We start from the raw sequence: 14,426 nt of genomic DNA, 5'->3' as shown, positions 1-14,426 counted from the left end.
TCGTGAACACCCCCGAAACCCCCGGCACCCACCACCCCGTCGTCGGCGAGCCGCTCACCGGGCATGTCTCCGGTGCGTCCGTGCGGCACTCGCGGGGCAAGGGGGAGCCTCGGTTCCCCGACGGGCCCAAGGCCGATCCTGCCGGGTCGCACTTCGAGCGGCGGATCCGTAGTTTTCAGCCGCGGCGCAGCAGGGTGACCGCGGGGCAGGCCGACGCGTTGCAGCGGCTGTGGCCGAAGTGGGGCCTCGACATCGACGGGCAGCGGGTCATCGACCTCGGCGAGCTGTTCGGGAACGACCGGCCCGTCGTCCTCGAGATCGGCTTCGGGATGGGCGAGGCGACCGCGCAGATGGCCGCCGGGGACCCCGGCACCAACGTCCTCGCCGTCGACGTGCACACCCCGGGTCAGGGCAACCTGCTCAACCTCGCCGAGCAGAACTCACTGTCCAACATCCGGGTCGGCAACGGGGACGCGATCATCCTGCTCCGCGAGATGCTGCGCCCCGACGCGCTCGACGGGCTGCGCGTCTACTTCCCCGACCCCTGGCCTAAGAAGCGCCACCACAAGCGGCGGCTGATCCAGCCGGAGTTCCTCGACCTCGCCGCGACGCGCCTCAGGCCGGGGGCGATCGTGCACTGCGCGACGGACTGGGAACCGTACGCGGAGCAGATGCTGGAGGTGCTGACCGCGCACCCGGACTTCGAGAACACGCAACCCGACGGCGGTTTTGCGCCGCGTCCCGCGTTCCGGCCGCTGACCCGTTTCGAGGGGCAGGGACTGGACAAAGGACATGTGGTGAACGACCTGCTCTTCCGCCGCGTACAACACCCGGTCCAGCCCCCTCATTAGAGTCGATGCCGTGGCCACCCACCCTCTGTACCCCGCCGCCGAAGGTCCGCTCAGGCACGCGCACTGGTGGCAGCGCCGATGGGTGCGGTACGGGGCGCTGATCACCCTCCTCGCGCTGTCCGGGCTGGTCATCCTCGCGCTGGTGCGACAACAGACCGGCACGGAGGGGTTCCTGGTCGGACTCGGGCTGGCCGTACTGCCCGTGCCGCTGCTGATAGCCGCCTTCCGGTGGCTGGACCGGGTCGAGCCCGGGCCCTGGCGCAACCTGCTGTTCGCGTTCGCCTGGGGCGCCTGCGCGGCGGCGCTGATCGCCATCGTCGCCAACAGTTTCGCGACGAAGTGGATAGCCACGGCCACCGCCGACCCGGCGAGCGCCGACACGCTCGGCGCGACCGTCATAGCCCCGGTCGTCGAGGAGTCCGCCAAGGCCGCGGCCGTTCTGCTCGTCTTCCTGTTCCGCAGACGGGACTTCACCGGGATCGTCGACGGGGTGGTGATAGCCGGGGTCACCGCCACCGGCTTCGCGTTCACCGAGAACATCCTCTACCTGGGCACGGCCTTCGGGACCGATCAGCTCACCGGCGGCCGCGGCATCGCCTCCGTCACCGCCGCCACCTTCTTCGTACGGGTGATCATGTCCCCGTTCGCGCACCCCCTGTTCACCGTCCTCACCGGCATCGGCTTCGGCATCGCCGCGCTCTCCACGGACCGCCAGCGCATCCGGCGCGTGCTGCTGCCGCTGTGCGGGCTGCTGCTCGCGATGGGCATGCACGCGTTCTGGAACGGCTCCTCGACCTTCGGCGAGTACGGCTTCTTCGCCGTGTACGGCGCGTTCATGGTGCCCGCGTTCGGGCTGCTGACCTGGCTGGTGATCTGGACGCGCCAGCGCGAGCTGCGGACCGTGCGCGAGGAGTTGCCGGCGTACGTCCTCGCCGGGTGGCTGGGGCCGACCGAGCCGTTCGCCCTGGGTTCGATGGGGGCGCGGCGCCTCGCCCGCGAGTACGCCGGCCACCATCTCGGCAAGCCCGCGGCGCGGACGGTCGCGGAGTACGAGGCGTACGCGACGTCGCTCGCGTTCCTGCGGCACCGGGCGCGGCGCGCGGGGGCGGGCGCCGACTTCGCCGTACGGGAACGGGAGCTGCTGGCGGAGTTGTGGAGCCGACGGGACGTCGCGCGGCCGGCACTGGAGTACGCGACGCGGACGGCTCCGCCGGTTTGGCCGAGTCATGGGGGGCCGGGGTACTACGGGTATCCGGCGGGGCCGTACCCGACGTACAACCCGTATCGGTGGTAGCCGTGGACGGGTTGACCGATTGACGGGTTGCGGAGGGTTTGGCACCGCCGGAGACCCGGATAGCCACGGAGGATGCCGGAGCCGTCAGGCCGACGCCCGGGTCAGCTTCGTCACTTCCTCGTCCGTCAGCGTCAGCTCCGCCATCCCCAGCAGTGCCGGCAGTTGCTCCAGCGTGCGGGCCGAGGCGATCGGGGCCACCACCGTCGGCTGGGCCGCCAGCCAGGCCAGGGCGACCGTGGGGACGGGGGCGCCGTGGGCCGTGGCGATCTCGTCGAGGGCCGTGAGGACCTTCTGGCCGCGCTCGGTCTCGAGGTGCTGCGCCGCACGTCCCGCACGGGGGCTGTCGACCGTCGTACCGGGCCGGTACTTGCCCGTGAGGAAGCCCGCGGCCAGCGCGAAGTACGGCACGGCCGCGAGGCCGGTGCGGGCGGCGAGGTCCTGCAGCGGGCCCTCGTAGGTGTCGCGCGAGACGAGGTTGTAGTGGGGCTGGAGCGCGACGTACCGGGCCAGGCCCTCGCGGTCGGAGAAGTCGAGGGACTCCTGGAGCCGCTCCGCCGAGATGTTGGAGGCGGCGACGTGCCGCACCTTGCCTGCCCGTACGAGTTCGTCGAGCGCCCCGATGATCTCGTCGACCGGCACTTCCGGCTTGTCGAAGTGCGTGAAGTAGAGGTCGATGTAGTCCGTGTCGAGGCGGCGCAGCGAGGCGTCGGCGGCGGCCTTGATGTTGGCGGCGGACAGGCCCGGGAAGTCGGGGTGCTGGCTGACCTTGGTCGCGATGACGACGTCGGAGCGGTTGCCGCGGGCCTTGATCCACTTGCCGATGACGGTCTCGGACTCGCCGCCCTTGTTGCCGGGGGCGAACGCCGAGTAGGAGTCGGCGGTGTCGACGAAGTTGCCGCCGGCGGCCGTGTAGGCGTCGAGCACGCCGAAGGACGTCGTCTCGTCGGCGGTCCAGCCGAAGACGTTGCCGCCGAGGGCAAGCGGGAAGACCTCGAGGTCGGAGGAGCCGAGTTTGCGCAGAGAAGTCATGCTTCAATTCAACGCACGGACCGGAGCGCCCGATTCCGCCGGCGCCGGAAAGATCCAGTAAACACCTGACCGGCGGCCCAGACGTCGGGGGGTTGTCGTCAGGACCGCCGGGGATCAGGAAGGTGCGTCAGGGGGTGAGGCCCTTGTCGCGCAGCCACGGCATCGGGTCGATGCCCGTGGCCTGGCCGCCGGGGTGGACCTCGAGGTGCAGGTGCGGGCCGGTGACGTTGCCGGTGGCGCCGACGCGGCCGATGACGTCGCCGGTGTTGACCTTCTGGCCGACGCTGACGTTGATCGAGGACTGGTGGCAGAACCACAGCTCGGTGCCGTCGTCGAGGGTGAGGATCGTGCGGTAGCCGTACGCGCCGGCCCAGCCCGCCTCGGTGATCGTGCCGGTGTGGATGGCCTTGATCAGGGTGCCCGTGGGGGCGGCGAAGTCTAGGCCGGTGTGGTAGCCGGAGGACCACATGGAGCCGGCCTGGCCGAAGGTGCCGGTGATCGTGTACGAGGAGGTCGGCAGCGTGAACTGCTTGGCCAGCGCGGCGAGGCGCTCCTCCTCGGCCTTCTTCTTGGCGGCTGCCTCCGCGGCGGCCTTGGCGTCGGCGGCCTTCGCCGCGGCAGCCTGCTCCGCCTTGGCGGCCTCTTCCGCGACCTGCTTGTCGGCGGCGGCCACGGCAGCGGCGGCGGCCTTGGTCTCGACCTGGCCCTGCTGCTGCTCGGCCTGGGCCATGATCCGGTTGCGCAGGGCCTCACCGGCGTCGGTGGTGCCCTTGGCGGTGTCGGCCTGGGTCACGCCGACAGTGCTGAGGGCGGCGGTGGAGCCGGAGCTCTTGGGCGCGTCGGAGGAGGGCGCGTCGCTCAGCAGGGAGCTGACGGAGGGCAGGTCGGGCATGGAGATGGACACCGGAGCCTTGCCGGTGTTGGCGCTGGCCATGCCGCCCGCACCGACGGCGGCTATGACACCGACGCCGAGGACCGTGGAGCTGCGGGCGAGTCCGCCACCGCGCTGCTTGCCGACGCGGTGCCGGCCACGCAGGGGGCGGATGGATTCCTCGGTGGGGTTCCACTCCTCCCAGGGCCCCTCGTCGGCGCGCGGACCGTCGTACCCGAAGGTCTCGGTGCTGCGCTGGCTCGGTACGAACGGGGCTGCTGGAGCAGGCCGGTTGGACGCCACTCGGGCGTACTCCTTTCCTTCCTTCGCCTACCGGGTTAGCTGACGGGTTCGGAGCAGGAAGGTCTCCTACGCGCGTATACCGGCCGTGACTTCACGGCGGCATCCGCGTGATTCACCCCAAGGTGGTGGTTCCCCGGTTCCCTCGCGGGATTCGGCGCGTGCGCACGGAGCCGCCTCTTGTGACGGCTGGGACGACCGCGCTGCGTTATCGAACGTTAATAGACTCGGAGGGCAGATTCCAAGCCGTTCCGCGTGATCATTAACGTTTTCGGTACGGACTTACGGGCCACGACTGGTGAAAATCGGGCGAGTTGACCGCCGCCCTACCACCGCCAGGGAATTTCACAGAGCCTGACGGTGTATCAGTTGTTATCGGAGGGCTTCTACCCGATCACCACCCGTGACAACGATCAAGGACGCCGTACGGCCAGCAGCGCCATGTCGTCCGTCATCCCGCCCCCCGAGTGCCGCCGCACCTCCTCGGCGAGCACCCCGAGCAGCGTGCACGGATCGTCGAAGGTACGCCCGGCCAGCCGCCGCTCGGGGTCGTAGAACCAGCCGTGCGCGTCGCGGGCCTCGGTCAGACCGTCGGTGTACAGCAGCAGCGTGGCCCCGCACGGGAAGCCGGTCTCCTCGGCACGGTCGGGCCACACACCCAGCTCGCCCATGCCGAGCGGCAGCGCGCGCTCCCCGGTGAGCAGCGCCTTCAGCCGGCCGTCGGCATGCAGGAGCAGGGGCGGCGGATGCCCCCGGTTGAGGAACCGGACCGCTTCGTCGCCGTGCGGGATCTCGACGAGGACGGCCGTCGTGAACCCCTCATAGGTGTCGATCCCTTCGCGGCGCGTATCTTCCCGAGTCAGCGCCCGCTCCAGCCGCTGCGCCACCGCCTCCAGCGTGGCCTCCTGCTCTGCGGCCTCCCGGAAGGCCCCGATCACGACCGCGACGGCCGCCACGGCTCCCATGCCCTTCCCGCGTACGTCCCCGACGATGATCCGCACGCCGTGCGGGCTGTCCTGCACCGCGTACAGGTCACCGCCGATGAACGCGCCCGCCTGCGCCGCCTCGTACCGCGCCGCGATCTCGAACCCACCGATGTGCTCGGCGGGTTCGGGCAGTACGGCGCGCTGGGCGGCCTCGGCGATCTCGCGGGCGGAGGCCAGCCGCTTGTCACCGAGGCGGACGACGCGGTTGATGCCGACGGCCAGCAGGGCGACCGTCGCCACGGTGACGTCCTCGGTGACGGACCCGGCACTCGTCTGGGAGCTGAACCCGGCATGCACCGCGAGGGTGCCGGCGGCGGCCGCCACCCCGGTGACGACGGTGGCGCGGAGCGAGGTGAGGGGGGCGGCGACGAGCGGGGCGGCCGTGAAGAACGGGGCGGCGGTGAATTCCATCGGGGTGAGGACGCCGTACAGGATTCCGCCGACGACCAGCAGCGCGGGCAGTATCCGCACGAGCGACCGCGCCAGCGAGGTCCGCCGCTCCACGCGCTCCTCGTGGACGCCGCGCAGGCCCGTGCCGGGCACGGGATCGCCGGGCAGCCGCCCGCCGGCCCTGGCGTACGGCCCCTCGTCCACCTCACCAGAGCGCACTGCTCGTCTCCCGCGTCTCGGCATACGTCCGTCCAGGTTTGCCGGGGCGGATGCGGGCGGCGAGCGCTGTGGGCCGACCGGATGAGCGGGTGTGACGGGAAACACGGAAGCCGCGGGAAATGCCGTGGCAAAACACTCAGGGCCGGAATCCAATTTCTGGATTCCGGCCCTGAGCCTTCAGTAGCGGGGACAGGATTTGAACCTGCGACCTCTGGGTTATGAGCCCAGCGAGCTACCGAGCTGCTCCACCCCGCGTCGTTGAAACCAGTGTACGCCATGCGAAGGACCCCGAGCGCACGGGTTTAATTCCGGCGCCCGTGGTCAGCCCAGCAGGTGCCGGTTCGGCTCCTTGGCCCGGGCCTCGTACTCCGGCAGTACGACGACGTCGGCGCCCTCGGCCGCGAGCAGCCCGCTGCCGTCGGCGCCCGCCACGAACGTGTCCGGCTCCCGCCAGGCCGTGACCACGCGCCGTACTCCCGCACGCAGGATCAGCCGGGCGCAGGGCAGGGGCCGCGAGGCACGGCGGGCGCACGGTTCGAGGCTGCTGTAGACGGTGGCGGCGGGCAGCCGCGGGTCCGCGGGGTCGATCTTCGCTAGCGCCGCCTCCTCGGCGTGCGCCACGGGGTCCTCACCTTCGCGCGAGTGTCCGCGCGCCAGCTCCGTCCCGTCGGCGGCCACCACGACCGCGCCCACGCTGAACGCCGTCCGCGAGGGCGGGCACAGGGCGGCCAGCTCACAGGCGATGCCCATCCAGCGTCGGTCGGCGGCGGTGACCGACGGTCCGGTGCCGGGCGCGGTGGGCTCGTACCGCATCAGTACGACGTCCTCGATCCGCCGCGACTCGACCAGCCGCAGCCGGCCGCGCTGGTAGTCCCCGGGTCCGAACAGCCGGGGTGCCGCCGGGTCGCCCACGAACAGCGGGGCGAGGACCAGTTGGAGTTCGTCTGCGAGGCCCTGCTGGAGGAGCTGCGTGTGGACGGTGCCGCCTCCCTCGACCATCAGCCGCCGGACTCCACGCTCGTCGTGCAGGTGTTTGAGTAGGGCGGGCCAGTCGAGGTCGGGGCCGAGCGGGACGACGTCGGCGGCGAGGCCCAGCGCCCGGGCCCGCTGCGCGCCCTTGTCCGTCGTGTAGACGACCTTGTCGCCGCCCGTGTGCCAGAACTTCGCGTCCGGGTCCAGGTCGCCCGAGCCGCTGACGGTGACCTTGAGCGGGTACTCCGGCCGCCCGTCGGCTACCCGGGCCGCGCGCCGCTCGGGCGAGTTGACCAGGAGCCGCGGGTTGTCGGCGCGGATGGTGCCGGCGCCGATCAGGATCGCGTCGACGGATGCCCGTACCTCGTCGACGCGGTCGAAGTCCGCCGGGCCGGACAACAGGAGCCGCTCGGGGCCGGTGTCATCGAGGTACCCGTCGAGGGAGACGGCGGCGGAGAGGAGGACGTACGGGAGGGGCATCGGCGTGCTCCGGGGTTCCGGTGATCTGGTGATCCGGCGTGAGGACGGGCGGACTCTGCCGCGACGGGCGGGCTTGGTTCAAGTTTGAAACAAACTTACACTGTCGGCATGACGACCCGCTGGCTCAGCCCCGAGGAGCAACGCGCCTGGCGCGCGTACATCGCCGGCAGCTCGCTCCTGGAGGACGCGATCGACCGGCAGCTCCAGCAGGACGCCGGCATGCCGCACCTGTACTACTCCATCCTGGCCAACCTCTCCGAGGCGCCGGACCGCAGGCTGCGCATGACCGACCTCGCCGAGAAGTCGAAGATCACCCGCAGCCGGCTGACGTACGCCGTGACCCGGCTGGAGAAGGACGGGCTGATCCTCCGTGAGGGATGCCCGTCGGACAAGCGGGGCAGCATCGCCGCGCTGACCGACGAGGGCATGTCCGTCCTGGAACGCGCGGCACCGGGTCACGTGGCGACCGTACGCGCCACACTCTTCGACCGCCTCAGCCCCGAGCAGGTGCGGCAACTGGAGGAGATCTTCAGCGAGGTGGCGGGCGTGCTGGGCGACGAGGAGGCGCGCGGCACGGCGGACGAGGTGCCGTGGCGACGGCGGTCGGGGCGGCCCTGTTCGTGATCCGCGGCGCATGTCAAAAATCGCCGGTTTCGTTGCTTCAAATTTGAAGCGTGAGGTAGAGTCCGGGAGCGAACAACTGCTTCAAATCTGAAACGCTTGAACGCCTGCGCAAAGGGGAGAACCCGCATGCCCGACACCCCCGCCGCCACGCCGCGCGCCCGCGTCCGGGTACCGCTGCGCTTCCCCGACGGTTACGCCGTCGACGCCGAACTCGTCACCTTCCACGGCCTGACCGACGGCCAGGAACACCTCGCCGTCGTCCTCGGCAACCCGGCCCCCGGAGCCGTACCGCTGGTCCGACTGCACTCCGAGTGCCTGACCGGCGACGTCTTCGGCTCGGCCCGCTGCGACTGCGGCCCGCAGCTCCGCGAGGCGGTCGAGCGCATCGCGGAGCGCGGCGGCGTGCTGCTGTACCTCCGCCAGGAGGGCCGCGGCATCGGCCTGTACAACAAGCTCGACGCGTACGCCCTCCAGGACCAGGGCCTCGACACGTACGAGGCGAACGCCGCCCTCGGGCTGCCGGAGGACGCCCGCGACTACACGGCCGCCGCGCAGATGCTGCGCGCGCTCGGCATCGAGCGACTCGACCTGCTCTCCAACAACCCCGACAAGGCAGCCCAGTTGCGCACGCTGGGCATCGACGTCCGCGACCGCGTCCCGACCGGCGTCTTCACCACGGCCCACAATGTCCGCTACCTGAGGGCGAAGGTTCTCCAGACCCAGCACACGCTGCCACTGGGAAAGCTCACGGAGCTGAACGCGGGCTGAGCGAACGAGGGTTCAAGCCGCGCTTGCTTCAGGCGAGTTCGGTCAGAGCCTGCCCCCTTCGGGGTGCCGGACGTCTGGTCATGGCCGCACGGACCGAGGAACTGGCCGTTGCGGACGTCGGGACTGGTGGCCCCGGACAGCGACGGCCAGGCTGCCCTCTCGGGTGAGCCCATCACCGTGCGCGAGACGAGTCCGACGATCGCTGAGCCCCGAGAACGCCACGAGCCCCAGTCCGGACACCGTCCGGACTGGGGCTCCGAGGTAGGCCCTGTGGGACTCGAACCCACAACCAATGGATTAAAAGTCCACTGCTCTGCCAATTGAGCTAAGGGCCCACGCGATGTTGCCTCCCCGAGCATAGCCGGACGAGGCCGAGTCTCCGATCGGGTATCGGGGGCGCGGCCGCGTCGGGCGGCGGAACAGGGGTGGAAGGGTTCCTCCCGCGGCCGTCAGGGGTCCAGCGTCTTGGCCGGGGCCGTGCGGGACGCCTCGCGGGCTGCCGTGCGGGTGTGGTCCGGGTTCAGGAACCAGTGGCGGGCCGAGACCAGCCACCACGTCGCCGCGAAGCCCAGGACGACCAGGACGGCGACCGGCGCGTAGTTGAAGGTCTCCCAGGTGACCGGGGAGACCTGCGGGAGCATGAAGAGGATCGTGATCGCGGCGACCCAGATCACCGACACGATCCCGATCGGCTGGGACCAGCGGCCCAGATGCCACGGCCCGCGTTCGAACGCGTCGCCCTTGCGGACCCGCAGCAGCGTCGGCACCACGTACGCGATGTACAGGCCGATCACCGCGATCGACGTCACCGCCGCGTACGCCGTCACATTGATCAGATACGGCAGCCCCAGCACCAGCGCCCCCGCCGCCGCCAGCCACACCGCCGCCACCGGGGTGCGCGTGCGCGGGCTGACCGTGTGCCAGACGTGGGAGAAGGGCAGCGCTCCGTCGCGCGAAAAGGCGTAGATCATACGGCTGTTGGCTGTCACCGACGCCATCCCGCAGAACAACTGCGCGCCGATCACCACCAGCAGGAGCAGCTTGCCGGCCGTCGCGCCCAGCGCGTCCAGGAGGATCTGGGCGGGGGGTGCGCCGGTCGGGGACGCGAGTTCCTTGTCGTACGACTGGATCGCGAACGTGAAGCCGAGCAGCAGCACGAAGCCGGCTATCCAGGACGTCCAGATGGAGCGGACGATGCCCTTCGGGCCCGCCGTCGACGCGTCGTGCGTCTCCTCCGTCATGTGCGCCGAGGCGTCGTAGCCGGTGAAGGTGTACTGGGCCATCAGCAGGCCCAGCAGCACCACGTACACCCCGCTGCCCCAGCCCGTGTTGTTCACGAAGTGCGTGAACACGAAGGACGCCGACTGGTGGTGGTCCGGTACGAAGGCCAGCGCGCCGACGATCACGCCCACACCCAGCACGTGCCACCACACGCTCACGCTGTTGAGGAGTGCGACGATGCGGACGCCGAAGGTGTTCAACAGTCCGTGCAGGAGCAGGATCGCCGCGAACAGCAGGACCGTACGGCCCGGGGTGACCTCGAAGTCGAACTGCAGGTTCAGATACGCGCCCAGGAACGACGCGGCGCCGAAGTCGATGCCTGCCGTCACCGCCACCTGGCCGAGCACGTTGAACCAGCCCGTGAACCAGGCCCAGGCCGCGGCCGAGCGGGGCGGTGCCAGGCGGTGCGCCCAGAAGTACAGGCCCGCCGACGTCGGGTACGCCGAACAGATTTCGGCCATCGAGAGGCCGACGAACAGCGTCATCAGGCCGACCGCGACCCAGCCCCAGGTGATCACGGCGGGGCCGCCGGTGTTCATCCCGAACAGGTAGAGGGTCAGGCAGCCGGACAGGACCGAGATGATCGTGAAGGAGACGGCGTAGTTGGAGAACGCCGACATACGGCGGGCGAGGACCTGGGTGTAACCGAGCTGGGCAAGCCGTTCCTCGTCCGACAGCCCACCCGGTTCACCCGGTCCGTTCGCAATCGCTTCATCTGTCATGTCCCCAGCGATTCCCTCGCCGGGGGCGTGACACACGTCACAACTTGGCTAGAAAAGACCCTTGTAGCCCTGCCAGCCCGTCCCGATCTTCACGCGCGTGGCGAACGTCCCGTTGCCCAGCCCGTTCTGGCGGTACAGGTTGCCCGCCGTGTCCCGCATGACCAGGTCGCTCTTTCCGTCCCCGGTGATGTCCCCGGCACCGACGACCACGTTGTACGACACTCCCCAGTAAGGGGAGATCTTCACGCGCGGGGAGAAGGTGCCCTTGCCGGTGCCGTAGTACCGGTACAGCTGGTTCGACTTGTCCTGGGCAACCAGATCGCCGATGCCGTCGCCGTTCAGGTCCCCGGCGCCGACGACCTTCTTGTACGTCTTCCAGTTGTCGTACAGCTGCACGCGCGCGGACAGCTTGCCTGTGCTGGTGGCCTTGTAGAGGTACACGGCCCCGGTGGAGGACTTGCGCACGAGCACGTCCGGGCGACCGTCACCGCTCACGTCGCCGGGCGAGGTGATCACGTCGTACTGGTCCCAGCCGCTGGGGTAGAGGGTGGTGTACGGCGTCGTCGGCGTGAGCCCTTCATTGCAGCCCGGCTTGTACAACCGCAGGGCCCCGCTGCTGTAGCGCACGAGGACGTCGTTGCAGCGGTCGCCGCTCAGGTCGCCGACGGGCACCGCCTTGAGGCTCGTCGCCCAGCCGCCGGCGCCGACCGGGCCGGAGAAGGTCCCCTTGCCCGTGCCCCGATGGAGGCCGAGTGTGCCCGTGGAGCTCAGGGTGAGCAGGTCGCCGATGCCGTCCGGCCAGTCCCCGAGGCCCTCGTAGTCGTGGCGCACCGGGGTGGCGTTCTTCAGCCGGAAGATGCCTTGAACCTCCACTGCAGCGCCGACTCCGTCCGCGGGCGTGACCGACAGCGTCCAGTCGTACTGACCGTTGGGCAGCAGCAGCCCAGCGGCGGTGGCGCCGGACCAGCCGACCTTCAGTTCGCCACGTGTCAGACCGCCGTCCCGGGTGTCGACGACCTTGCCTGTCGCCTTGTCGCGCACGGTCAGCCGCCAGCCCGCGGCTGGCTTCGACAGCAGCAGGGTCGTGAGGGGGTACAACCTCGGGTCGGACATCTCCGGGTCGACCCACGTGGCGTTCCGCGCCGGCTCCTGCAGCCGCAGCGGCTGCTGCGGCACACCGGTCGGAACGAGGTGGACGCGCTCCTGGCCGTCGACGTAGGCCGCGTTCGCGCCGGACTCGTCCACCGTCCAGCGCACGTCCCGCTGCGAGACCCCGGTGTCCGGCAGGTCGCCGATCACCCGGCCGGCGGGCGTGCCGTCCGCGATCGTCGTGAGGACCAGCTTCCCGGCCTGCTTGTCGTGCGTGACGACGTACCCATCGCCAAGTTCGGCCTCGTCGGCCGGGACGGGAACGGACTTGTTCGTCGTCCGGTCGTAGACGCCCGCCCGGCCGTCGCAGGTCCAGTACAGCCAGCGGCCCAGCGCCTGGAGTTCGGTCGGCGTGCAGCCGGCGTCCGTGGTGAGGGACTCGGTGGTCTGCTTCGTGCTCAGGTTGTACGCGGTGACGCTGCCCGGGGTCGTACCGGCGGTCCACAGGACGTCACCGGAGAGGGCGGCAGCGCCCAGGGTACGAGTGACGGGCGGGGTCCCAGAGTCACCGATCCGGTAGACGGTCTGCTGGGTGGCGGCCGTGTAGATCAGGTACCGGCCCGAGACGTCGGTGATCCGCCCGTCGGCCGGGACACTCCGTGTCCAGGTCGAGCCAGGGCCGACGACTCTGATCAGGTCGCCCGTCGAGTAGCGCTCCACCCAGGCGATCTGTCCGTCGGCCGTGCCGTGCAGCGAGCCGCAGCCCGGGTCGTCGGCCGGGCAGTCGCTGATGACGACGGTCGAGCCCGGAGCGAGGAACCGGGAGGAGTCGCCGAAGGTGGGGGCACCGGTGGCGGCAACGGTGCGAATGCGGCTGATCCGCTCGCCGTTGGTGCCGGAGCTGGTCCCGTAGTCCGTGGTGACCAGCCGCCCCTGGTCCAGGGACAGCCCCTGGATCGGAAACGGCGGTTTGGGCAGAGCCTTGAGCTGGGTGACGACCGGGCTGCCGTCGGCGCCGGGCACGATGCGCTGGATGCCCCAGTCGTCGGCGCCAGTGCGGCCCACGACGACCGCGGTGCCGTCGGGGACGGCCGACGCGCCAGGGTTCGACGAGGTCAGCAGGGTCACCTCGGGACCGCCGGAGAGAGGCTTCGCGAGGACGGCCGTACCGCCGCTGGGCCGGTGGATCAGCCAGTCGCCGACGATGGCGAGGTCCTGGGCGGGGTTCACGCTGCCGCTGCCGCCCAGCGTGACCTCGACCGGGGTGGCGGACAGATCGGAGCGCGGGAACACCAGGACGGTCGCGTCGTTGAGGTTGAACAGCACCACGTGATCGGTGGTGACCCGCGCCTTGAGGTAGACCTTGGCGCGCGGCGGGGTCCAGGACAGCACCTGCCCCGTCCTCCGGTCAACCATCACCGACAGGTACTGCCCGTCCCGCGTGGCTTGGAAGAGCAGCCCGTCGGCGTCCCCGCCCAGCGCCGACCCGAGGTTCACTCCCTTGGGCAGCCCGGTGACCGGCACATCACGCGTGGTGCCGTCGGTCTCTGGGATCAGCAGGTGCATCTCCCGCCAGGCCGTCCCGTTCTCGTCTGGCACGGAGCGGTAGCCGACCGCCAGGTCGCCGTACTCGGTGAGCCGTGACAGGCCTGAAGGCATCTGGATCGTGCGGGTGGTTCCGTCGACCGCGTTCCACAGGTCGACGCGGCCACCGCTGTAGAAGTACGCGATGGCGTCGCTGCCGGTCCCGCTCCGGACGGCACCCGCCGGTGGCGTCACGGGCACGGACTTGCCGTCCGAGTACCGCGTCCAGACGAACCCGGTGGTGCCCTCCAGGGTGTGGAAGACACCCTGGGTGCCGGCGCCGTCGTGACCGTTGTACGACGACGGGGTCTGCAGCGTCGCCGAGGTATAGGTGCTGCGCAGCGTCGCCGGCACCACCGTCTCCTGCGGTACGTCCGCGACGGCGGTCGACGGCAGCAGCGGGGCCAGGCCCGCCGACAGGACGGCGGAGGCCGCGAGCAGGCGCAGGCGGATGTAGGCGTGACGAGCCAAAGAGGACCCTCCCCTGAAACGTGAGACGGGACGTGCACCGCTGCTCGGTGCTCCAGGCCCCCCGGCCGTCGCATCCGCCTCTGAAGTCGACTGACTTTACAGCGACTTGGCGGACTCGGGGTAAACGTTTTCCGGCCGCACGGGTACGGGCGGAGACACCGGAAGGGCCCGTACGACCGGAGTCGTACGGGCCCTTCTGGGGTTACTCGGAGTTCACTCGGCGTCAGCCGTTGTGCTTCCAGCGCGGCTTGTCGTCGCGGCGGCCGAAGGAGCCGGAGCCGCCCCGGTGGTCGTCACGGCGGCCGAACGGGCGGTCGTGGCCGGAGGTGCGGAAGCCGGGGCGGTCGCCGCCCTGACGGTCCCGGTTGAACGGGCGGTCGCTGCCACGGTGACCGCCACGCTCGTCCCGGCGCAAGCCGCCGCGGTCGTCACGACGCTCGAAGGAACGGTCACCACGGTCGCCACCACGGTCGCCACCACGGTCACGGTCGAAGG

At 70.6% G+C, this 14,426-nt stretch carries 10 protein-coding genes, 2 tRNA genes, 1 pseudogene and 1 riboswitch; of the genes and pseudogenes, 4 read left to right on the top strand and 9 right to left on the bottom strand.

The genetic code is table 11. The features are described 5' to 3' along the window. The first annotated feature begins 2 nt into the window (after positions 1–2). Positions 3–851, top strand: coding sequence for a tRNA (guanosine(46)-N7)-methyltransferase TrmB (trmB, locus tag ACFYXB_RS30270; protein WP_389587686.1), 849 nt, complete (start codon positions 3–5; stop codon positions 849–851). A 10-nt stretch (positions 852–861) separates the two neighbouring features. Continuing rightward, positions 862–2,145, top strand: coding sequence for a PrsW family intramembrane metalloprotease (locus ACFYXB_RS30265; protein WP_389587684.1), 1,284 nt, complete (start codon positions 862–864; stop codon positions 2,143–2,145). 84 nt (positions 2,146–2,229) lie between these two features. Here the strand turns inward: ACFYXB_RS30265 and ACFYXB_RS30260 are convergent, their stop codons facing one another. The 5 genes from ACFYXB_RS30260 to ACFYXB_RS30240 form a co-directional block, all read right to left on the bottom strand. Further along, complete coding sequence (locus ACFYXB_RS30260; protein ID WP_389587682.1) at positions 2,230–3,174, bottom strand: aldo/keto reductase; 945 nt, start codon at positions 3,172–3,174, stop codon at positions 2,230–2,232. A gap of 127 nt (positions 3,175–3,301) precedes the next feature. Next, positions 3,302–4,348 carry a M23 family metallopeptidase gene (locus tag ACFYXB_RS30255; protein WP_389587680.1) on the bottom strand — a complete coding sequence of 349 codons (1,047 nt, stop codon included), beginning with the start codon at positions 4,346–4,348 and terminating at the stop codon, positions 3,302–3,304. 7 nt (positions 4,349–4,355) lie between these two features. Continuing rightward, positions 4,356–4,515: riboswitch (cyclic di-AMP (ydaO/yuaA leader) on the bottom strand. 243 nt (positions 4,516–4,758) lie between these two features. Continuing rightward, the gene (locus ACFYXB_RS30250; protein WP_389587678.1) at positions 4,759–5,940 is read right to left on the bottom strand and encodes a PP2C family protein-serine/threonine phosphatase; all 1,182 of its coding nucleotides are present in this window, start codon (positions 5,938–5,940) and stop codon (positions 4,759–4,761) included. A gap of 181 nt (positions 5,941–6,121) precedes the next feature. Next, a tRNA-Met gene (locus ACFYXB_RS30245) sits at positions 6,122–6,195 on the bottom strand. 66 nt (positions 6,196–6,261) lie between these two features. Beyond that, the gene (locus ACFYXB_RS30240; RefSeq protein WP_389587676.1) at positions 6,262–7,392 is read right to left on the bottom strand and encodes a dihydrofolate reductase family protein; all 1,131 of its coding nucleotides are present in this window, start codon (positions 7,390–7,392) and stop codon (positions 6,262–6,264) included. 108 nt (positions 7,393–7,500) lie between these two features. Between ACFYXB_RS30240 and ACFYXB_RS30235 the strand changes: the two genes are divergently transcribed. Both ACFYXB_RS30235 and ribA read left to right on the top strand, forming a co-directional pair. Then, positions 7,501–8,016, top strand: a complete 516-nt coding sequence (locus tag ACFYXB_RS30235) for a MarR family transcriptional regulator (RefSeq protein ID WP_351355779.1) — start codon at positions 7,501–7,503, stop codon at positions 8,014–8,016. Between the two features lie 126 nt (positions 8,017–8,142). Beyond that, positions 8,143–8,784 (top strand): GTP cyclohydrolase II, encoded by a 642-nt coding sequence (gene ribA / locus ACFYXB_RS30230; protein ID WP_389587673.1) that lies wholly within the window; start codon positions 8,143–8,145, stop codon positions 8,782–8,784. Positions 8,785–9,046: 262 nt separating this feature from the next. Here ribA and ACFYXB_RS30225 read toward each other — a convergent pair. The 4 genes and pseudogenes from ACFYXB_RS30225 to ACFYXB_RS30210 form a co-directional block, all read right to left on the bottom strand. After that, positions 9,047–9,119, bottom strand: a tRNA-Lys gene (locus ACFYXB_RS30225). A 114-nt stretch (positions 9,120–9,233) separates the two neighbouring features. Next, on the bottom strand, positions 9,234–10,787 hold the full coding sequence (locus ACFYXB_RS30220) for an amino acid permease (RefSeq protein WP_389587671.1): 1,554 nt from the start codon (positions 10,785–10,787) through the stop codon (positions 9,234–9,236). A gap of 48 nt (positions 10,788–10,835) precedes the next feature. Then, positions 10,836–13,931 (bottom strand): FG-GAP-like repeat-containing protein, encoded by a 3,096-nt coding sequence (locus ACFYXB_RS30215; RefSeq protein ID WP_389587669.1) that lies wholly within the window; start codon positions 13,929–13,931, stop codon positions 10,836–10,838. 223 nt (positions 13,932–14,154) lie between these two features. After that, positions 14,155–14,426: pseudogene (locus ACFYXB_RS30210) on the bottom strand (RNA helicase); the annotation flags it as partial.

It is taken from the genome of Streptomyces sp. NPDC002619 (genome assembly GCF_042889305.1).
GTDB lineage: Bacteria > Actinomycetota > Actinomycetes > Streptomycetales > Streptomycetaceae > Streptomyces.
The sequence above is the reverse complement of the archived record's forward strand: the minus strand, read 5'-3'. Positions and strand labels throughout refer to the sequence as shown.

Bases quoted from the DNA above. Each gene is read 5' to 3' on its own strand.
- ACFYXB_RS30235 (WP_351355779.1), top strand. From the start codon at position 7,501: ATGACGACCCGCTGGCTCAGCCCCGAGGAGCAACGCGCCTGGCGCGCG.
- ACFYXB_RS30240 (WP_389587676.1), bottom strand. From the start codon at position 7,392: ATGCCCCTCCCGTACGTCCTCCTCTCCGCCGCCGTCTCCCTCGACGGG.
- ACFYXB_RS30220 (WP_389587671.1), bottom strand. From the start codon at position 10,787: ATGACAGATGAAGCGATTGCGAACGGACCGGGTGAACCGGGTGGGCTG.
- ribA (WP_389587673.1), top strand. From the start codon at position 8,143: ATGCCCGACACCCCCGCCGCCACGCCGCGCGCCCGCGTCCGGGTACCG.
- ACFYXB_RS30260 (WP_389587682.1), bottom strand. From the start codon at position 3,174: ATGACTTCTCTGCGCAAACTCGGCTCCTCCGACCTCGAGGTCTTCCCG.